We start from the raw sequence: 18,444 nt of genomic DNA, 5'->3' as shown, positions 1-18,444 counted from the left end.
CCTGACCCCGTGTGTCACGCTATTTTTCCGCCGCTATCTCCGGCAGGTGACGTTCTAAAACCACACGGTAACGAAGTCCCTGAGGATTTTGAGCACTCCCCAGGGCCAAACTGGCAAATCAAAGAGTCTAATGGGACAGGCCCTACGCTGCAGTATACCAGCTGGTGTAAGGTTCGCCTCATCCAACCAGAGACACCGGGACGGATAGCAAGTACGCATAGCGATGCACCTTCCACCAGACAAATAAAGGTTCTGTAGGAAGCCTGAATATTCATCCGAATGGTTTACCTCACCTATTAGCGATGTTATGGACATGTAATTTTAACCATCAAATGCTTAACAAAAATAATTTCTTTTTTAGGTGCTGAAGGTTTTCTCTATTTATTGATGCAGAGTAATACTTAATATGAAAAATTTTGGAAATCAGGTGATTACAGTAGTTACAAATCGGGTTTTTATATGTTTGCATGTGTATTATAATAAATTTTCAGAGGATGAGACATATGCCGTTTACATTTCAGATCGGAAATCATAGTTGCCAGATATCAGAAAGGTATTTAAGAGATATCATCGATAATAAAAAAGAGCATGTTTTTTCAACGTATGAGAAATTCATAGATTTTTTCAGGAATATATTTACCAGTCGAAGTTTAATTTCTGATTATAAAGAGATATATAATCTACTGTGCCAAAAAAACGAGCGTCCCGATATTACGAAGCCTTTCTCGCTACGACCATTTTCGAGGCGAGATGAAGACTGTACACGATGGCGCCCCCTTCTTGGATATATTAAACTGATTGATGCCTCCAGACCTGAAACAAGAGATAAATACACTGTAGAGGTATTAGCGTATCAAGAAAATACGTTACTACTAAAACTGTTTTACGATGGAGTATTAGTGACCGAGACGGAGTGTTCTGAGCGTTGCGTCGATTTTTTAAAAGAAACGATGTTTAATTATAATAATGGGGAAATTACGCTTGCCGCTTTAGATAATGATAACCAGCCGCCGAGCGAAGCAGGTAGTAATGGGATCTATGAGGCTTTTGAGCATCGTTTGATAGACTTCCTGACCACGCCCGCCACGGCGTCTGGTGATGAGAGCTGCGCTACTGATCAGACGGATGCATCACAACCAGCGGCAATAGAGGCGTTTATTAACTCGCCGGAGTTTCAGAAAAATATTCGCATGCGTGATATTGAAAAAAATAAAATAGGTAGCGGAAGTTATGGGACAGTCTATCGGTTACATGAAGACTTTGTTGTTAAAATTCCAATTAATGAGCGGGGAATAAAAGTGGATGTTAACTCTCCGGAACATCGTAATTGTCATCCTGATCGTGTCAGTAAGTATTTGAACATGGCCAATGGCGACAAGGATTTTTCTCGTTCGGCCATCATGAATATTAATGGTAAAGACGTTACGGTTTTAGTTTCAAAATATATTGAAGGTCAGGAGTTCGATATTGAAGATGAAGATAACTATAGAATGGCGGAGGCGCTTCTTGAATCCCGGGGGGTTTATATGCATGATATAGATAACTTAGGTAATATTCTGGTTAAAGAGGGGGTACTTTTCTTTGTGGATGGCGATCAAATCGTGCTGTCACAAGAATCCCGGCAACAGCGAAGCGTTTCTCTTGCAACAAGGCAACTGGAAGAGCAAATTAAGGCCCGTTACCTGATAAAATTAAAGCAGGCCGAGACCGAAGGAAATACTGAAGATATTGAATATTATAAGTCACTTATTACAGAGCTTGATGAGTTAATCGGAGAGGAAGAACAAACACCTGCGTCAGGAAGACGTTTTAAACTAGCCGCGCCGGAGGAAGGGACTCTTGTGGCTAAAGTATTAAAGAATGAATTAAAAAAATAGCATTTAGTTCCGTTCTTTTCTGCGAATCGCCGGGGCTCATTCGCTACAGATTTGCCGATCAATTATTGAGAGTTGCTATTCGTTTAAAGGTCGTTCAGGGGATTTGGACAGCCTGCAGCGGAGATGCAACTCGCAAGTACGGTTGGTGATGCCGCGCCGCCATAGTGGATGAAATGCCTCGCGATGGTGCAACAACATTAACTCGCCTTGATTTTTCCCCTCTACCTGGCAAGAAGACCCCGGCTTTACGGATGGTCTCTTGCCGTCGTATTAGCGTTGTTTGGCGTAGTATGTAAATTTCCTTATAGCAATAGAAGAACATTCTCAAAACATAAAATTAGCAAGTTATCATGAAGTTAACATATATTGTTTTTTTCGATCATTTTTTATATATTGATCGTTTTTATTGATTGATTTGCGTTAAAAGCGCATTATCAGGGAGTTAAGATCAAGTGGAGTGGTCACATGCGCTATTTTTTTATGGCAGAGCCGATAAGGGCAATGGAGGGGGATTTACTGGGTGTCGAAATTATTACCCATTTTGCATCGTCGCCCGCTCGTCCGCTACACCCTGAGTTTGTTATCTCGTCATGGGACAATTCGCAGAAGCGCCGTTTTCTGCTTGATCTGTTGCGGACAATCGCGGCCAAACATGGCTGGTTTCTACGCCACGGCCTGTTCTGTATCGTAAATATCGATCGGGGTATGGCGCAGCTTGTCCTTCAGGACAAAGATATTCACGCATTACTACACGCCATGCTATTTGTGGAGCTGCAGGTCGCTGAACATTTTTCATGTCAAGATAACGTCTTAGTCGATCCTTTAATACACGCGCTTCATAAACAACCTAATCCATTATGGCTGGGCGACCTGGGCGTAGGGAACGCAACCGCTGCGCCATTAGTTTGCGGGTGTTTTAGCGGCGTAAAACTTGATCGCAGCTTTTTTGTCTCACAAATTGAAAAAATGACGTTTCCGCTGCTTGTCAAACATATCCGGCGTTATTGTGACAAGATCGTGGTGGGGGGCCAGGAAAACACACGCTATTTGCCGGTGTTAAAAACGGCAGGCATTTGGGCAACCCAGGGCACGTTATTTCCTTCCGTTGCGTTAGAAGAGGTTGAAACATTGCTGTTGGGCAGTCGCATGAACACCCTCAGAGAATCGAACTGAGGGTATTTGTTTCGCTTAGCGATCCTTTCGCCATGCGTCAGCGGTCAGCGCCTCGCCAAAATGGCCTGCGATTAAACGGCGGGTAAGCTCATGTAGCGGAGAGGCGAGCACATCGGCGGTGCTGCCGCGTTCAACCACTTCCCCCTGATGCATCACTAATACCTGATCGCTAATATGCTTCATCATGCCGATATGCTGCGTGACATAGATATAGGAGATGCCTTGCTTTTCCTGCAATTCAAGCATCAGATTGATGAGCTGCGAGCGCATGGACATATCAAGCGAAGCCAGCGCTTCGTCCGCGATAATGACTTTAGGGCGTAAAATCAGCGCGCGGGCCAGGCCCAGACGCTGTTTCTGCCCCGGCGCCAGCATATGCGGGTAGTAGCTCACATGATCGGGCAATAGCCCCACCATACGCATCGTCTCGACAATCTGTTTGCGCCGCTGTTCCGGCTCCAGATCGGTATTAAGGCGCAGGGGGAAGTCAAGGATCTGCGAAATACGTTGACGTGGATTCAGTGACGTTGAGGGATCCTGAAAAATCATTCGAATACGTTGGCTTCGAAACGAATAGTCGCCGTAATGCAGGGGATGATCGTCAATAAGAAGCTCGCCGCTGGTGGGTTCAATCATGCCGGCCAGCATCTTTGCCAGCGTGGATTTGCCGGAACCGTTTTCGCCAATAATGGCCAGAGTCTGACGCTCACGAAGCGTAAAGCTTAATGGTTTCACGGCGTCGACGGTCTGGCGGCGAAACCATCCTGTCCGGTAGCGAAAGGTTTTACTCAGGTTGCGCACTTCAAGCAGAGTTTCCACCATATCACTCTCTCTCCATATTCAGCGGAAAATGACAGGCATAGAGATGATTTTTCGCGCCGGTTAAGCGTGGCGTGATAATGCATTCTCGTTGCGCGTAAGGGCAGCGCGGCCCCAGACGACAACCTATCGGTAACTGCTCCAGTAGCGGGATCGCGCCCGGCAGCGTATTCAGACGGCTTTTATGCGGCATCGCGCTGCCAAAATCCGGAATCGCGCGGATAAGCGCCTGCGTATAAGGATGATGTGGCGTCGTCACCAGATCTTTACTTGGCGCGGTTTCTACCGTCTGGCCGCAGTATAAAACGTTGATTTTGTCAGCCCACTGACTCAGCATTTGCAGGTCGTGGCTAATCAACAGAATGGTGGTATTACTGTTTTGATTCAGTCGGGTCAGCAGGCGAAAAATTTGCGCCTGCGTCGTCGGTTCCATTGAGTTGGTGGGTTCATCAGCGATCAGGAGTCGCGGTTGATTCGCCAGCGCGATAGCGATCATGACTTTCTGACACTCGCCATCGGTCAGTTCATAGGGAAAACTGCGCATCGCGTCTTTATGATCTTTAATTCCCACCCGGTGCAGTAATTCAATAGCACGCCGTTTACGCCAGCCTAAACGCTGCCACCAGCGGCCTTTATAGGTCCAGGCGGGAATATTTTGCATTAACTGGCGGCCGACGCGTTCGGAAGGATCAAGGCACGACTGCGGCTCCTGGAAGATCATCGACACATTATGCCCGACCAGCTTACGCCGTTCACGAGAGGAGAGGCGCAGCAGATCGATATCATCAAAACGCATACGGTCGGCAGTGACTCGCCAGTTGTCTTTCGCGACGCCGCAAATAGCTTTAGCAATCAAGCTCTTTCCGGAACCCGATTCACCTACCAGGCCGCGAATTTCACCTTCGCTTAATGTCATACTGACGCGATCGACCGCTTTTACCCAACCTTCGCTGGTTTTAAATTCAATGGTGAGATTGCGGATATCCAGTAACGGCATTATTCCACCCCCGCAATAATCGCACGACGAATCCCATCTCCGAGCAGGTTTACCAGTAAAACACTGAGCGTTATCGCCGCGCCGGGTAGCATAACGGTCCACGGCGCGACATAGATTAACTCCAGCGCATCCCCCAACATGGCGCCCCATTCAGGAGAGGGAAGCTGCGCGCCGAGATCTAAAAATCCCAGCGCGGCGATGTCCAGAATCGCCATCGACAGCGCCCGGGTAATTTCGGTGACCAGACCGGCGGTAATATTCGGTAAAATGGCGAACCACAGAATATTCAGCGTTGTCGCGCCATCCAGACGGGCGGCAATGACGTACTCTTTTTCCAGTTCATCATGCACCATGCTATAGACGGAACGTACCATTCGCGGCAACAGGGCCAGCCAGACGGCAAACATCGCGTGTGACAGATGTGGGCCGGCAAATGCCACGACGATAATCGCCAGCAAGAGCGAAGGGATGGAAAGCAGCGTGTCCAGAATATGGTTCAGTACGGCAGAGCGTAAACCGTGCGTCGCGCCTGCCACTACGCCGAGGACTAATCCACATAGCGTAGCCGCCAGCGTTACGATAAACGCGCCGCCGACCGTGGGCGCCGCGCCGCTTAACAGGCGGCTCAGCACATCGCGCCCCAGATCGTCAGTCCCCAGAAAAAAGGAGACTTCGCCATAGCGTGACCAGGAGGGCGGCAGTAGCTGATAGCCCAAAAATTGCTGATCGATACCATAGGGCGCGATCCAGCCGCCAAAAATACACAACAACGCCAGACCGGCGCATCCATACAGACCCACCATCGCAGGCGCGTCGCTATAAAATTTGCGCCAGGCAGTACGCAGGGTGCCTGGCGGGCGCTTTTCGCTGTAGACGCTATCGTAAGGCATATTTACTCGTTTTATTTTTGTTTACCATGCTTTATGTCTTTTGAAATTTTAAAACATTATCAATTGGTTATCGAGCGTTGGTGTTTTAATTTTGTGCACTTTGAGGTTATCAATTATGCAAAATGTGTAAACTAATGTGCATATCCTCTCATGGAGTGTACACATTGCTTGCCGATACAAAATTAAGAAAGGCTCCTGCAAAAAAAGAGACCAAATCAAGGTCATCTCAGACGCTCATGGTCTCAATGTCAGGCTCTCTACATCCGGCAGTATAACATTCTTTTACCGATACAGATGGAACGGGAACGCTGCTCAACTGACGATTGGCGATTATCCAACCATATCACTATCTCATGCCAGGGAACGCCGTCAGTACTTTAGATCATGGTTAACTGAGGGACTCGATCCTCGTCGCCAGATGGTACTGGAGAAGAAGAAAAAAACAGAAGCGTTAACCGTAAAAGAACATACGACTACTGGGAGAAGTTTTAGCACTGTACGGAATTTGGGCCAGGGTCATTAAGACCGACAGTGGCGGCTGGCGCCAGTTCGGAGTATGGCGCGATCAGGATGTTGCGGTATTAGTCTCTGGGAGGTTCACAATAAGACAGATCGGAATACTCCGGCATGGGGTGTTGCGTCTTAAACCGCTGCAGCGGGTCAGCAGGGGGAATTATATTTATTAGCTCAGATGTGAGCTGACAGTTACCGATTATTTATACAGTAACTGTCAGTTTACAATATCGCAAAAACATTAACAAAAATATAATTTTGATGATAACCCCCTTGATCTACCCAAAAGTAATAGAGCTGAGTTTATGATTTAATCTATAGGACTTTCCAGCGTTACTCTTACGGACTTTCTTTTTACAGTGATAGTTGGCGGGATCGTCGTGCTTCTAAGATGTGTAAATGGGATTTCACCAGCATAAAATACACCAGCACCATGGTAACCAGAAACTTTGACATCTATGTAGCCTCTACTCCAGATCTCATTAGCAACCCTCTCTATAAAAGTATCACGTTCTCCAAACACCATTCGTTCAAAGAAACCAGCATTTCTATTCGCTTTATCTATGTCCTCCTTTTTAAAACTATTAGGCTCTCTTTTATCTGCGGAATAACAACTACTAATCCTTATATCCTTTATAACCTCTAAAACTTTATTAGCAACCAGAATATCAACCAGTTGTTTTGCAGAAAAAACAGAGTCGCCACTGGCTAGAACATTAGTGCCTGCTGCACCATGACCGGTAATATAGACCTTTTTAAACGTGCTTAATGTGATCTCATCTAGTATGAGGTTTTCTTGCTGCCGTGCAACAATACCTACAGCTGCTCCGCAATTTACATCATTAGTGTATTGTTGCAGATCAATGTGACTCGAAAGAGTTTTATAATGAGTGCTGATTGTTTTTTCAAATTCGGACGCTGCGTCTTTACTTATAAAAACACCAGGATATAAGTGCTTCCCAGAAAAAACTCTGGATATTTGTTGTCCCAGCATATGCAGGCAAGCCGATTTGTTGAAGCCTTTCTCTCCCATTACTAACAAGAAACCACTTTTTTGCTCAACCTGTGAAATATTATAAGCAATATTAGCTACCCTAATAATATCTTTGGCTAGGTTAGTTGCGCCATTTCCGAAGTGGCAGTGCCGGGGGCTGTCCCTCTAATATTGAGAATCGCGGCAGAAATAGGTTTCATCATATTCACCTCTCATGTAGTGATAATGGTTATTATGTGATATTTACTTTTTAATATTTATTTGTTATCACTTACCTGCTGTCCAGTCAATATTAATACATGATTACGCCTATTTTTACATTAATTTTACTGGTGCGGGATTGTATGATCTTGTTATTACTCAACGTAAGCCTCTGTTTATATATAATAAAATTGGAGAAATCTGTTGACTGTATTTTATTTACATTAATATAAATATGCTATGAATTATTACGCATGCATAATCTAACGTTATTAGATGCTATATCCGTAACCGGGTCTGAGGTGAGCATGGCTAAATTACCGCGCCGTAAATGCAAAGTTTGCCGGGAATGGTTTTCTCCTGCTTACAGCAACGTTGTCTGGTGCTGTCCTGAACATGGCGCTATCTACGCGCTGGAACTGCGTGCCAGGCGTATCAGGGATAAATATCAGACGGATAAAGCCGAACGCCAGGCGAACGCCGCAGTTTAAGGATAGGCATTGTGTGATTACGGGGATTTTCGTGCCCGTAAACCAGGGAGGTTTGTTTTTCTAATTTTATCCAGCGAGACGTAAAGTATGACTGAGCTATGGTTAGCACTCGGTTTAACACATTAGGTGGTTTGCCTGATAGTTTCTGTGGGAGGGGGTATGATAAAAAAGTAATATTATTTTTAGTGTTTTTCTGATTATGCAAGTGCCGTTGATTTTGTATATCGTGTTGACTCGAGACCTTCAGATGTGATTTTTCGGGATGGTTTTGCTTCGCACGGTAATAACAGGAATCTTCAGCAACATATAAGAGATGACTCCTGTGCATCCGGTAGTCGAGACAGTACTATATTGCGACTATCTCAGATATTAATGAGTCTTATAATATAGCACGATTATATTACTCCAGAGCAACATTTAGCGGCAGGTTGTACAGATACAGAATCCGTGCAGACAATAGTTTCTACAGCCTTCCGCCGTCTGTTGCTTATATTGAGTTATGTGGTATCCAGTTTGGTCATTTTGAGCGAGTGATGATGCGGTTACAAAGTGAGTATGTATCTGTAAATTCTATCCCAATTGAAAATATCCATGAAGCAGTTGAGCTTGTTTACGAGAGAAATGCAAGTATGGTAAATATTGTTGGAGTGGATTATGAAAAAGAAATTAAAGGTTCTGACTCTTGCTCTTGCGTCATTATCCAGTGTTTGTTATGCAGCTATGGCTGATTATGATACGTATGTGAGTAATGTTCAGATTAAAAACCTGTCTTATGGTGTGTATACGTCAGGGGATAAGGAAACTCAGTTTTTTTGTATCGAACTGAAGCGCGGGAGTGAGGCTATTAGTGTCAATGCCATGTGTAAAGTGGATGTGTACGGGAATCATAAACAGGGGTTTGATAACATGCTAAATATAGCAAAGTATTATTATACAACAGGGGGGGATGTAAGGATATATTATAAAGAGAATGTTTGGCGCGACCCCGATTTCAAAAGTGCATTCTCTTCCAGGGAATTAATTGCGATAACTACTTGTAGCTCATCAAGTTATTGTATGGGGCCTATGTTGACAAATTAAATGTTGCTGGGTATTAAACGCTCTAAAGAACAGGCTTAATCTTGTTGGTGAGACGATTATGTCTGAACCTTTATCAGGTTCCTGTATGGCTGTAGCGATCTGTGGGGCAACGATATTCAGACTGTTTACTGGAGCGGATTTTGGGATTGTATTTTGAGCATTTGCGGGAACGTTGTTCGTGGCAACAATGCCGCAGATACTGTCACCCCAAAGCACTCCTTCAAGCTTCTGACAATTGTGGGTGGTTTGTTTGATGGAGTGCCTCTTAAGATTAGAACTCTCACCATAAAGGCTGCGCATTTACGTGGCCTTTTTCGTATTCAGCCTCACGGGAAACACTCACTACGCGCTTTGTTGGATAAATCCAGCCCGTGAAGCCTGCTCCTTTTAGTCAGGACGTTATCAGAAGGGGACACACTGGTTGTATGGAAGCTTGATCGCCTGGGTCACAGTATGCGTCATCTGGTCGTTCTGGTAGAAGAATTGCGCGAACGCGGCGTTAATTTCCACAGCCTGACCGACAGCAGCATAGACACGTCGACGCCAATGGGGCGATTCTTCTTTCATGTCATGGGCACACTCGATGAAATGGAACGTGAATTGATTGTGGAAAGAACCCGCGCTGGACTGGAAGCGACAAGGGAGAGGGGGTGTAATGGTGGCCGACGACCGAAACTAACATTGGAACAATAGGCGCAGGCCGGGCGTTTGATTGGGGCTGGCGTACCGCGACAGCAGGTAGCGATACGTAGTGAAACCCGGAGGCGCTGATACAGAAGATAAATCTCCGGCAATCATCATCGAAGCATGGACTGCCGGAGAAAGTAGAAAACAAAGTGTATATATTTGTGTACTAAAAAACGAACTTATCACAAAAATAAAAGCATAACTTTTTGATTTAATGATATTTTTATTGTTTCTTATCGTAAGGCATACCATTCCTTATGTTTCAGAGGGTTAGCCATAGCACCCAAAATATCGGAAATCACATTGACCACAATAACCAGCGACCCAATGACCATCACGCCAGCGGAAATAGCGGCATAGTCCTGCTGACGAATGGCGTGAATTAACCATCGTCCCAGCCCTGGCCAGCTGAAAACCATTTCGGTAATCATCGCCAGCGTTAACATGGTTGAAAACTGCAGGCCAAGACGGGGAATGACCGGCGGCAGCGCATTATGCAACACGTGACGGCGTAAAATCGTAAAGCGCGACAAGCCGCGCGTGGCCGCCGCTTTAACGTAGTTCTGATCGTAGACCTCAATAGTGCTGATTCGCATCAGGCGGATCACTTCTGTGGTCGGCGCGACGGAAAGCGTGAGCACCGGTAAAACCATATGTCGTATGGCGCTCATCACCATTTCATCGCGCCACGGCGAATCTGAAATCCAGGCGTCAATGATGGCGAAACCGGTAACCGGTTTAACTTCATAAAGTAGGTCAAATCGCCCGGATACCGGCAGCCACCCCAGCGTGAGCGAAAAGAACAGTGTGAGCAGAAGCGCCAGCCAGAAAACCGGAATTGAGAAACCTAATAGCGCCAGCGCGCTGATAAAACGATCCGGCCATTTGCTACGCGTCACGCCAGCCAGCATCCCGACCGGGATGCCGACCATCAGCGCAAAACCAAAGGCGAGAATGCACAGCTCCATCGTGGCGGGAAACACCTCTTTAAGCTGTTCGGAGATCAGCTGGCCGTTAATGCTGGACACGCCAAAGTCCCAGTGCAGCAGACCATTGAACCAGAAAACCCAGGCATTCCATAATGATGCGCCTTGTAGCGGCGCGTGCGGCGTAAAATAGCTCAGACTAAAGCCGATAAAGGTCAGGAAGAATAGCGTCACCAGCAACAGCAATAACCGACGCAGGGTGAAGATAATCATGGTTTTTTCACCTCTTCGTGTTTTTCGCGGGAGACGCCGGCAAAAGACGCATTGCCGAACGGGCTTAACACCAGCCCTTTAATATCGTAGCGGTAAGCCTGCAGGCGTAGTGATGATGCCAGCGGCAGTATCGGCAGCTCTTTCTCCAGGATATTCTGCGCTTCCTCATACGCTTCTATGCGCGAAGCCAACTGCTGCGACGACAGTGCTTTACGCAGCACGCTGTCAAATTCAGGGTTACACCAGTGGGCGAAATTGGTTTGCGAATTGATGGCTGCACAGCTTAACAGCGGTCTGAAAAAGCTATCCGGATCGTTGCTGTCCGTGGCCCAGCCGGATAAGGTCAGATCGTGATTCATATCCATCAGACGCGCCTCTTGAAAACGACCTTCAACCGGCACAATGACCACTTTTACGCCAACCTGCGCCATATCCGCCTGAATAAGCTCCGCCGTTTTTAGCGGACTTGGGTTCCAGGCCTGAGAACTGGTCGGCACCCAGAGATGCAGCGTAAGATTCTCAATGCCCAGCGCTTTTAGCTGTTCGCGCGATTTTTCCGGATTGTACTCCGTAATTTTGGCATCGTTATCGTAAGCCCATGAGGCTCTCGGTAAAATGGAGGCTGCGGTTTCTGCCGTGCCGTAATAAATCGACTGCATCAGGCGCTGGTTGTTGATCGATAAGGCCAGCGCATGGCGCACTGCGGGATTATTCAACGGCGGCTTATCGGTGTTAAAGGCCAGATAGGCGATATTCATCCCCGGGCGCAACGTCAGGCGCAAACGCGGATCGTCGCGTAAAATAGTTAGCTGGCTGGCGGCGGGCCAGGCCAGAACATCGCATTCACCGGTCAGTAATTTTGATAAACGCCCGGTACCGCCGGAGCCTAAATCCACTACTACTTGCGGCATCAGCGGTTTGCCGCGCCAAAAACCATCGTGGCGCTGGAGACGAATAAACTGCCCGGCACGGTACTCCGAAAGCTGGAAAGGCCCGGTGCCGACCGGTTGGCGGTCTAGCAGTTCCTGACGATCTTTTCGGCTAAGCTGCGCGGCGTACTCAGCGGACATGACGGAAGCGTAGTGTGTGGCCAGATGCCATAAAAAGGAGGCGTCTGGCTGCGTCAGGCGAAACTCAACGGTGTTATTGTCCAGCTTACGCACGCTTTTTACATTGTCGGCGAACTGTAGGCTATCAAAGTAGGGGAAGCTACTGCCGTTAATGTTATGCCACGGATGTCGACGATCGAAAATCCGCTGAAAGGTAAAGACAACATCATCAGCATTGAGTTTTCGGGTCGGCGTAAACCAGGCGGTTTTTTGAAAGGAAACGTCGCGGCGCAGGTGAAAACGGTACGTTGCCCCGTTATCCAGCACTTCCCAGCTTTCTGCCAGCTCTGGGACTAAACGATAAGTATAGGGATCGACATCCAACAGGCGGTCATATAACTGGGCGGCCAGGGTATCGACGATGAGGCCGCTGCTCGCTTTTTGCGGATTAAAGGTGTTGACCTGCCCGCTGACACAATACACAAAGCCGCTATCGCGAATATCTGCACTCGCAGTTTGTTCGGGCGCAGTCGCAGCCGTAGCCTGACTACTCAGTAGACCCGCTATCACGATCAGAGACGATAAAACCAGGCGCATAATAGTTAAGTTTTTGAAGTTCAATTTGCAAAGTGTATCGCACTTCGGCCCGCCACGTAAAAATGTCGGTGGATAACTGGCGTAAATGTCGTCAATTAGCCGGAGAAATAGCTAAAGCTGATGCTTTTTAAGCAAGGCGCGAAACTGGTGGTAAGTGAGTGCCAGCAAATCGGCGGCTCGTTTCTGGTTAAATTTCGCCTGCTGTAAGCTACGTTGCAGCAGCGCTTTTTCCTGTTGCAGTTGAAACTCCCGCAACTTGAGCGGCAGGTCGGGCGTGGCGGTTGCCGATGGCAGGGCGGGCGCGGGTGGTTCGGCGGGATGGCGTTGAAAAGGATCGATAACAATTTCATCCAAAGGATGTTCACTGCTGCCGTGGCGATACACTGAACGTTCGACTACGTTTTTCAGCTCGCGGACATTACCCGGCCAGGCGTAATGCAACAACGTTTCTTTTGCCCGATCGGTAAAACCGGGAAATAAGGGCAGACGTAGTTCACGACACATCTGAATAGCAAAATGCTCGGCCATCAGCATGATATCGCTCTGGCGTTCGCGCAGCGGCGGCAGTTGTACAACATCAAAAGCCAGCCTGTCGAGCAGATCGGCACGAAATGTTCCTTCCTTTACCATGGCGGGTAAATCGGCATTGGTGGCGCATACTAATCGCACATTAACCTGTAACGGCTGGCTGCCGCCGACGCGCTCTAGCTCGCCATATTCAATCACCCGCAGCAGCTTTTCCTGTACCAGCATCGGCGCTGTCGCCAGTTCATCCAAAAACAGCGTGCCGCCATCGGCGCGTTCAAAGCGACCGGGATGACGTTTTTGCGCCCCGGTAAAAGCGCCCGCTTCATGACCAAACAGTTCGGAGTCCAGCAGATTTTCGTTAAGCGCCGCGCAGTTAAGCGAGATAAGCGGCCCCTGCCAGCGTGAAGAGAGATAGTGCAGGCGATTGGCGATAAGTTCTTTACCCGTACCGCGTTCGCCAATAATCAGCACTGGCTTATCCAGCGGCGCGAGCCGGGAGACTTGTTCCAGTACTTCAAGAAAACGGTTTGCCTCGCCGAGCAGGTTATCTTTAAATTCAGCCATGATGAAAATCGCCACTTGTTAGTGTTTTTCACCACTTTATCCTTTTTTGCTGGCGAGGTAAAACGAAACAATTTCTTTATTATCAGTCGCATGAAAAGTTGGCACGCAAATTGTATTAATCATGTAGCAGGGCATCGCCCGTTATCAGAACATTATGTGAGGATTGAATTATGGGTATTTTTTCTCGTTTTGCCGACATCGTGAACGCCAATATCAATGCGTTGTTGGAAAAAGCGGAAGATCCGCAGAAGCTGGTGCGCCTGATGATTCAGGAGATGGAAGATACGCTGGTGGAGGTTCGCTCGAACTCCGCGCGTGCTTTAGCGGAAAAGAAACAGTTATCCCGTCGTATTGAACAGGCTACGGCTCAGCAGACCGAGTGGCAGGAAAAAGCGGAACTGGCTCTGCGCAAAGATAAAGACGATCTGGCGCGCGCCGCGTTGATTGAAAAACAAAAGCTGACCGATTTAATTGCTACGCTTGAACAGGAAGTGACGCTGGTGGATGACACGCTGGCGCGCATGAAGAAAGAGATTGGCGAGCTGGAAAACAAACTCAGCGAAACACGCGCTCGCCAGCAGGCGCTGATGCTGCGTCATCAGGCGGCGAGTTCTTCCCGCGATGTCCGTCGTCAGCTTGACAGCGGCAAACTGGATGAAGCCATGGCGCGGTTTGAATCCTTTGAACGTCGTATCGATCAAATGGAAGCGGAAGCGGAAAGCCATCGTTTTGGTAAGCAGCAATCGCTGGACCAACAGTTTGCCAACCTGAAAGCCGATGATGAAATCAGCGAGCAGCTGGCACAGTTGAAAGCCAAAATGAAGCAAGATAATCAATAATGACAATGGCGGCGCCGGTACGCGCCGTCGCTCATCAGCTTTAGGTGTAAGGAGAACGCATGAGCGCGCTATTTCTGGCCATCCCGTTAACCATTTTTGTGTTGTTTGTGTTACCGATTTGGCTGTGGCTGCATTACAGCAACCGCGCCGGTCGGGGAGAACTTTCGCAAAGCGAGCAGCAACGCTTACTGCAACTCACAGACGATGCGCAACGTATGCGCGAGCGCATTCAGGCGCTGGAAGACATTCTTGATGCAGAGCATCCGAACTGGAGAGAGCGCTAATGGGTGGAATAAATCTTAATAAAAAACTATGGCGTATGCCGCAAAAGGGCATGGTGCGGGGTGTTTGCGCTGGGATCGCCGACTACCTTGATGTACCGGTAAAACTGGTACGTATTCTGGTCGTGCTGTCGATTTTCTTTGGGCTGGCGTTTTTTACCGTAGTGGCCTATATCGTTCTGTCTTTTGTAATGGACCCTATGCCGGATAATCTGGCCGCAGGCAAACCGCAGCCGACCAGCGGCGAACTGCTGGATACCGTAGACAGAGAGCTTGCCGCAGGCGAAAAGCGTTTGCGAGAAATGGAACGCTACGTCACGTCAGATACGTTCACACTGCGTAGTCGTTTCCGTCAACTTTAAGTGTTATATCGGGAAGGTGAAGATGAATACTCGCTGGCAACGCGCCGGGCAGAAGGTAAAGCCCGGCTTCAAAATAGCAGGTAAGCTGGTTCTGTTGACCGCGTTACGCTACGGGCCTGCCGGCGTGGCGGGATGGGCGGTAAAATCCGTCGCCCGTCGTCCGCTAAAAATGTTGCTGGCGTTTGCGCTGGAGCCAGTACTTCGTAAGGCGGCGAATAAAATTTCGCAGCGTTACAAATAGCGAGTCTGGTCATAATATTTCGTTAAGCTCTGGCGTATAGTGTGTGCGAAATACATTACGTGTCAGGACGGAAGTATGTTGAAAAAAGGAATATTTGCGTTAGCGTTATTCGTAGCCATGCCGCTTTATGCCGCAGAATACTGGATAGATGTCCGCATTCCGGAACAATATCAGCGTGAGCATATTCAGGGCGCGATTAATATCCCATTGAAGGAGATTAAATCTCATATCGAAACGGTAGTTCCAGACAGGAACGATACGGTAAAGTTATATTGCAACTCCGGACGACAGTCGGGCATGGCAAAACAAATGTTGCTTGATATGGGGTATACGCACGCGATGAATATGGGCGGCATCAGTCGTCTTGATATGCCGAAAGTAAAAAAATAGATAATCTATTGCTCAATACTCATACTAACCGCGGCGCTTAATGCGCCGTTGTTGATCTCTCCGGGTAGTTGATAATAACGTTTTTGCACATATCTATAACGCAGGCTCGTTATTATTTTTTCTTCTCTTCAGGCTCAACAGGATGTCAATGAAGCGACTTAAAACTGAACTCAACGCGCTGGTCAATCGTGGGGTAGACAGGCATTTGCGACTTGCCGTAACCGGGTTGAGCCGCAGCGGCAAAACGGCGTTTATCACGGCGATGGTTAACCAGTTGCTTAATGTCCACGCGGGCGCGCGCTTACCGTTGCTCAGCGCGGTACGCGAAGAACGCCTGCTTGGCGTAAAGCGCGTGCCTCAACGTGATTTTGGTATTCCCCGTTTTACCTACGACGAGGGGATACTTCAGCTTTATGGCAATCCTCCCGCCTGGCCCACACCGACGCGCGGCGTCAGTGAGATTCGGCTGGCGTTGCGCTATCGCTCAAACGACTCGCTGCTGCGCCATTTTAAAGATACCTCGACATTGTATCTGGAGATTGTGGACTATCCAGGGGAATGGTTACTCGATCTGCCCATGCTGGCTCAGGATTATTTAAGCTGGTCCCGTCAGATGAACGGCTTGTTACAAGGACAACGCGCTGAGTGGGCCGCAAAATGGCGGCAACTTTGCGACGGACTCGATCCGCTGGCGCCCGCCGATGAAAACCGGCTGGCGGAGATTGCCGCCGCCTGGACGGATTATTTGCATCAGTGTAAATCGCAGGGATTGCACTTTATTCAGCCTGGACGGTTTGTTTTGCCGGGCGATATGGCGGGCGCGCCAGCGTTGCAGTTTTTCCCGTGGCCGGATGTGGACGCCTTCGGCGAGTCAAAACTGGCGCAGGCGGATAAGCAGACCAACGCTGGAATGCTGCGCGAACGCTTTAACTACTATTGCGAAAAAGTGGTCAAGGGGTTCTACAAAAATCATTTTCTACGCTTTGATCGCCAGATTGTGCTGGTCGACTGTCTGCAACCGCTTAATAGCGGGCCGCAGGCGTTTAATGATATGCGTCTCGCTTTAACGCAGCTGATGCAAAGTTTTCACTATGGTCAGCGAACTCTGTTTCGCCGCCTGTTTTCGCCGGTGATTGACAAATTGCTGTTCGCCGCGACGAAAGCCGACCATGTCACCCTCGACCAACATGCCAATATGGTGGCCTTGCTCCAGCAACTTATTCAGGATGCCTGGCAAAATGCCGCGTTTGAAGGCATTAGTATGGATTGCCTGGGGCTGGCGTCGGTACAGGCGACCACCAGCGGCGTGATTGAGGTCAACGGTGAAAAAATCCCGGCTTTACGTGGAAACCGTTTGAGTGACGGCGCGCCGTTAACCGTGTACCCCGGCGAAGTGCCTTCGCGTTTGCCGGGGCAAGCGTTTTGGGATAGTCAGGGTTTTCAGTTCGAAGCCTTTCGTCCGCAGGTGATGGATGTTGATAAACCGTTACCGCATATTCGTCTGGACGCTGCGCTGGAGTTTTTAATAGGAGATAAGCTGCGATGAGCGAACCGTTAAAACCGCGTATTGATTTTGCAGAACCGCTAAAGGAGGAACCTACGTCGGCCTTCAAAGCGCAGCAAACTTTCAGCGAAGCGGAGTCGCGTACATTTGCGCCTGCAGCTATCGATGAGCGCCCGGAAGACGAAGGCGTGGCAGAAGCGGCGGTCGATGCCGCGCTGCGTCCCAAACGCAGCCTGTGGCGTAAAATGGTGATGGGAGGGCTGGCGCTGTTTGGCGCGAGCGTGGTCGGGCAAGGCGTACAGTGGACAATGAATGCCTGGCAAACTCAGGACTGGGTCGCTTTAGGCGGCTGTGCCGCAGGCGCGCTGATCGTTGGCGCTGGCGTGGGATCGGTGGTCACGGAGTGGCGGCGATTATGGCGCTTGCGCCAGCGGGCGCATGAGCGGGATGAAGCGCGTGAGCTGTTACATAGCCATAGCGTCGGGAAAGGTCGCGCATTTTGCGAAAAACTGGCGCAGCAGGCGGGGATTGATCAATCACATCCGGCATTACAACGTTGGTATGCCGCTATTCACGAAACGCAAAACGACAGGGAAATCGTCGGTTTGTATGCGCATCTGGTACAGCCGGTACTTGACGCGCAGGCGCGACGTGAGATTAGCCGTTTCGCCGCGGAATCGACTCTGATGATCGCCGTCAGCCCGTTAGCGTTGGTGGATATGGCATTTATTGCCTGGCGTAATTTACGCCTGATTAACCGTATCGCAACGCTGTATGGCATTGAACTTGGTTATTACAGCCGCCTTCGTCTGTTCCGTCTGGTGTTGCTGAATATCGCGTTCGCGGGAGCCAGTGAGCTGGTGCGTGAAGTCGGTATGGATTGGATGTCTCAGGATCTGGCCGCACGCCTGTCCACGCGCGCGGCACAGGGGATTGGCGCAGGTCTCCTTACCGCTCGACTGGGAATAAAAGCGATGGAGCTATGTCGACCATTGCCGTGGATCGATAACGATAAACCACGTCTCGGTGATTTTCGTCGTCAGCTTATCGGTCAGCTAAAAGAGACGTTACAAAAGAGTAAGTCGTCGCCTGAGAAATGACCTTCCACAGGGCGCTGACTGCCTGGCTTTACGCCGCAGCGCCCGTTTTTCCGTCATGCTGTCAATAT

At 48.8% G+C, this 18,444-nt stretch carries 18 protein-coding genes and 6 pseudogenes; 15 read left to right on the top strand and 9 right to left on the bottom strand.

From position 1 onward, the window contains the following. Positions 1-14 precede the first annotated feature (14 nt). Positions 15-315 (bottom strand): annotated as a pseudogene (locus J4645_RS06895) (hypothetical protein). 13 nt (positions 316-328) lie between these two features. Next, entirely contained in the window at positions 329-469 is a 141-nt protein-coding gene (locus J4645_RS06890; protein WP_043942882.1) for a hypothetical protein, read from the bottom strand. A 34-nt stretch (positions 470-503) separates the two neighbouring features. Here J4645_RS06890 and steC point away from each other — a divergent pair, with 34 nt between their 5' ends. After that, positions 504-1,877: an SPI-2 type III secretion system effector kinase SteC gene (gene steC / locus J4645_RS06885; protein ID WP_024147112.1), complete on the top strand. Its 1,374-nt coding sequence runs from the start codon at positions 504-506 to the stop codon at positions 1,875-1,877. Between the two features lie 465 nt (positions 1,878-2,342). Next, on the top strand, positions 2,343-3,050 hold the full coding sequence (locus J4645_RS06880) for an EAL domain-containing protein (protein ID WP_001527637.1): 708 nt from the start codon (positions 2,343-2,345) through the stop codon (positions 3,048-3,050). 15 nt (positions 3,051-3,065) lie between these two features. On the opposite strand, the gene sapF is transcribed toward J4645_RS06880, so the two are convergent. The 3 genes from sapF to sapC are packed head-to-tail and all read right to left on the bottom strand — an operon-like array spanning position 3,066 to position 5,756. Then, positions 3,066-3,872: a peptide ABC transporter ATP-binding protein SapF gene (gene sapF, locus J4645_RS06875; protein ID WP_000230462.1), complete on the bottom strand. Its 807-nt coding sequence runs from the start codon at positions 3,870-3,872 to the stop codon at positions 3,066-3,068. Position 3,873: 1 nt separating this feature from the next. Then, a complete protein-coding gene (gene sapD / locus J4645_RS06870) occupies positions 3,874-4,866 on the bottom strand; it encodes a peptide ABC transporter ATP-binding protein SapD (protein ID WP_001128869.1) in 993 nt (330 codons plus the stop codon). Then, positions 4,866-5,756 (bottom strand): peptide ABC transporter permease SapC, encoded by an 891-nt coding sequence (gene sapC / locus J4645_RS06865; RefSeq protein WP_001146150.1) that lies wholly within the window; start codon positions 5,754-5,756, stop codon positions 4,866-4,868. Before sapC ends, sapD begins: the two co-directional genes overlap by 1 nt. A 134-nt stretch (positions 5,757-5,890) precedes the next feature. Between sapC and J4645_RS06860 the strand changes: the two are divergent. Next, positions 5,891-6,245: pseudogene (locus J4645_RS06860) on the top strand (Arm DNA-binding domain-containing protein); the annotation flags it as partial. A 334-nt stretch (positions 6,246-6,579) separates the two neighbouring features. Here the strand turns inward: J4645_RS06860 and J4645_RS06855 are convergent. Further along, complete coding sequence (locus J4645_RS06855) at positions 6,580-7,302, bottom strand: hypothetical protein (RefSeq protein WP_001629330.1); 723 nt, start codon at positions 7,300-7,302, stop codon at positions 6,580-6,582. Positions 7,303-7,772: 470 nt separating this feature from the next. On the opposite strand from J4645_RS06855, the pseudogene J4645_RS06850 reads away from it, so the two are divergent. From J4645_RS06850 to J4645_RS06830, 5 genes and pseudogenes are all read left to right on the top strand, one after another. Beyond that, positions 7,773-7,937 (top strand): annotated as a pseudogene (locus J4645_RS06850) (recombination protein NinG); the annotation flags it as partial. A 207-nt stretch (positions 7,938-8,144) separates the two neighbouring features. Then, positions 8,145-8,578: pseudogene (locus tag J4645_RS06845) on the top strand (pertussis toxin-like subunit ArtA); the annotation flags it as partial. A gap of 31 nt (positions 8,579-8,609) precedes the next feature. Beyond that, positions 8,610-9,035, top strand: a complete 426-nt coding sequence (locus tag J4645_RS06840) for a subtilase family AB5 toxin binding subunit (protein ID WP_000727928.1) — start codon at positions 8,610-8,612, stop codon at positions 9,033-9,035. Positions 9,036-9,093: 58 nt separating this feature from the next. After that, positions 9,094-9,189: pseudogene (locus J4645_RS06835) on the top strand (holin); the annotation flags it as partial. A 233-nt stretch (positions 9,190-9,422) separates the two neighbouring features. Further along, positions 9,423-9,725, top strand: a pseudogene (locus J4645_RS06830) (recombinase family protein); the annotation flags it as partial. Positions 9,726-9,955: 230 nt separating this feature from the next. Here the strand turns inward: J4645_RS06830 and sapB are convergent. The 3 genes from sapB to pspF form a co-directional block, all read right to left on the bottom strand. Further along, positions 9,956-10,921 (bottom strand): peptide ABC transporter permease SapB, encoded by a 966-nt coding sequence (gene sapB / locus J4645_RS06825; protein ID WP_000583298.1) that lies wholly within the window; start codon positions 10,919-10,921, stop codon positions 9,956-9,958. Continuing rightward, a complete protein-coding gene (gene sapA / locus J4645_RS06820; RefSeq protein WP_001241628.1) occupies positions 10,918-12,567 on the bottom strand; it encodes a peptide ABC transporter substrate-binding protein SapA in 1,650 nt (549 codons plus the stop codon). The genes sapB and sapA overlap by 4 nt, the downstream gene beginning before the upstream one ends. Positions 12,568-12,678: 111 nt before the next feature. Beyond that, positions 12,679-13,659 carry a phage shock protein operon transcriptional activator gene (gene pspF / locus J4645_RS06815; protein WP_001543112.1) on the bottom strand — a complete coding sequence of 327 codons (981 nt, stop codon included), beginning with the start codon at positions 13,657-13,659 and terminating at the stop codon, positions 12,679-12,681. A 170-nt stretch (positions 13,660-13,829) separates the two neighbouring features. On the opposite strand from pspF, the gene pspA reads away from it, so the two are divergent. From pspA to J4645_RS06780, 7 genes are all read left to right on the top strand, one after another. After that, the gene (gene pspA, locus J4645_RS06810) at positions 13,830-14,498 is read left to right on the top strand and encodes a phage shock protein PspA (protein ID WP_000511000.1); all 669 of its coding nucleotides are present in this window, start codon (positions 13,830-13,832) and stop codon (positions 14,496-14,498) included. 59 nt (positions 14,499-14,557) lie between these two features. Next, complete coding sequence (pspB, locus tag J4645_RS06805; protein WP_001274953.1) at positions 14,558-14,782, top strand: envelope stress response membrane protein PspB; 225 nt, start codon at positions 14,558-14,560, stop codon at positions 14,780-14,782. Beyond that, positions 14,782-15,141: an envelope stress response membrane protein PspC gene (gene pspC, locus J4645_RS06800; RefSeq protein WP_000508941.1), complete on the top strand. Its 360-nt coding sequence runs from the start codon at positions 14,782-14,784 to the stop codon at positions 15,139-15,141. Before pspB ends, pspC begins: the two co-directional genes overlap by 1 nt. A gap of 22 nt (positions 15,142-15,163) precedes the next feature. Continuing rightward, positions 15,164-15,382 carry a phage shock protein PspD gene (pspD, locus tag J4645_RS06795; protein ID WP_001097607.1) on the top strand — a complete coding sequence of 73 codons (219 nt, stop codon included), beginning with the start codon at positions 15,164-15,166 and terminating at the stop codon, positions 15,380-15,382. Between the two features lie 75 nt (positions 15,383-15,457). Then, on the top strand, positions 15,458-15,772 hold the full coding sequence (pspE, locus tag J4645_RS06790) for a thiosulfate sulfurtransferase PspE (RefSeq protein ID WP_000913432.1): 315 nt from the start codon (positions 15,458-15,460) through the stop codon (positions 15,770-15,772). Between the two features lie 148 nt (positions 15,773-15,920). Next, entirely contained in the window at positions 15,921-17,318 is a 1,398-nt protein-coding gene (locus tag J4645_RS06785) for a YcjX family protein (RefSeq protein ID WP_000825860.1), read from the top strand. Then, positions 17,315-18,376, top strand: coding sequence for a TIGR01620 family protein (locus J4645_RS06780; RefSeq protein WP_001294472.1), 1,062 nt, complete (start codon positions 17,315-17,317; stop codon positions 18,374-18,376). The genes J4645_RS06785 and J4645_RS06780 overlap by 4 nt, the downstream gene beginning before the upstream one ends. Positions 18,377-18,444: the final 68 nt, after the last annotated feature.

Origin of the sequence: Salmonella sp. 32082101201600294FB01SM01 (assembly GCF_017572865.1) — a bacterium.
GTDB lineage: Bacteria > Pseudomonadota > Gammaproteobacteria > Enterobacterales > Enterobacteriaceae > Salmonella > Salmonella enterica.
The sequence above is the reverse complement of the archived record's forward strand: the minus strand, read 5'-3'. Positions and strand labels throughout refer to the sequence as shown.

Bases quoted from the DNA above. Each gene is read 5' to 3' on its own strand.
- J4645_RS06890 (WP_043942882.1), bottom strand. From the start codon at position 469: ATGCAAACATATAAAAACCCGATTTGTAACTACTGTAATCACCTGATT.
- steC (WP_024147112.1), top strand. From the start codon at position 504: ATGCCGTTTACATTTCAGATCGGAAATCATAGTTGCCAGATATCAGAA.
- J4645_RS06880 (WP_001527637.1), top strand. From the start codon at position 2,343: ATGCGCTATTTTTTTATGGCAGAGCCGATAAGGGCAATGGAGGGGGAT.
- sapF (WP_000230462.1), bottom strand. From the start codon at position 3,872: ATGGTGGAAACTCTGCTTGAAGTGCGCAACCTGAGTAAAACCTTTCGC.
- sapD (WP_001128869.1), bottom strand. From the start codon at position 4,866: ATGCCGTTACTGGATATCCGCAATCTCACCATTGAATTTAAAACCAGC.
- sapC (WP_001146150.1), bottom strand. From the start codon at position 5,756: ATGCCTTACGATAGCGTCTACAGCGAAAAGCGCCCGCCAGGCACCCTG.
- J4645_RS06855 (WP_001629330.1), bottom strand. From the start codon at position 7,302: ATGGGAGAGAAAGGCTTCAACAAATCGGCTTGCCTGCATATGCTGGGA.
- J4645_RS06840 (WP_000727928.1), top strand. From the start codon at position 8,610: ATGAAAAAGAAATTAAAGGTTCTGACTCTTGCTCTTGCGTCATTATCC.
- sapB (WP_000583298.1), bottom strand. From the start codon at position 10,921: ATGATTATCTTCACCCTGCGTCGGTTATTGCTGTTGCTGGTGACGCTA.
- sapA (WP_001241628.1), bottom strand. From the start codon at position 12,567: ATGCGCCTGGTTTTATCGTCTCTGATCGTGATAGCGGGTCTACTGAGT.
- pspF (WP_001543112.1), bottom strand. From the start codon at position 13,659: ATGGCTGAATTTAAAGATAACCTGCTCGGCGAGGCAAACCGTTTTCTT.
- pspA (WP_000511000.1), top strand. From the start codon at position 13,830: ATGGGTATTTTTTCTCGTTTTGCCGACATCGTGAACGCCAATATCAAT.
- pspB (WP_001274953.1), top strand. From the start codon at position 14,558: ATGAGCGCGCTATTTCTGGCCATCCCGTTAACCATTTTTGTGTTGTTT.
- pspC (WP_000508941.1), top strand. From the start codon at position 14,782: ATGGGTGGAATAAATCTTAATAAAAAACTATGGCGTATGCCGCAAAAG.
- pspD (WP_001097607.1), top strand. From the start codon at position 15,164: ATGAATACTCGCTGGCAACGCGCCGGGCAGAAGGTAAAGCCCGGCTTC.
- pspE (WP_000913432.1), top strand. From the start codon at position 15,458: ATGTTGAAAAAAGGAATATTTGCGTTAGCGTTATTCGTAGCCATGCCG.
- J4645_RS06785 (WP_000825860.1), top strand. From the start codon at position 15,921: ATGAAGCGACTTAAAACTGAACTCAACGCGCTGGTCAATCGTGGGGTA.
- J4645_RS06780 (WP_001294472.1), top strand. From the start codon at position 17,315: ATGAGCGAACCGTTAAAACCGCGTATTGATTTTGCAGAACCGCTAAAG.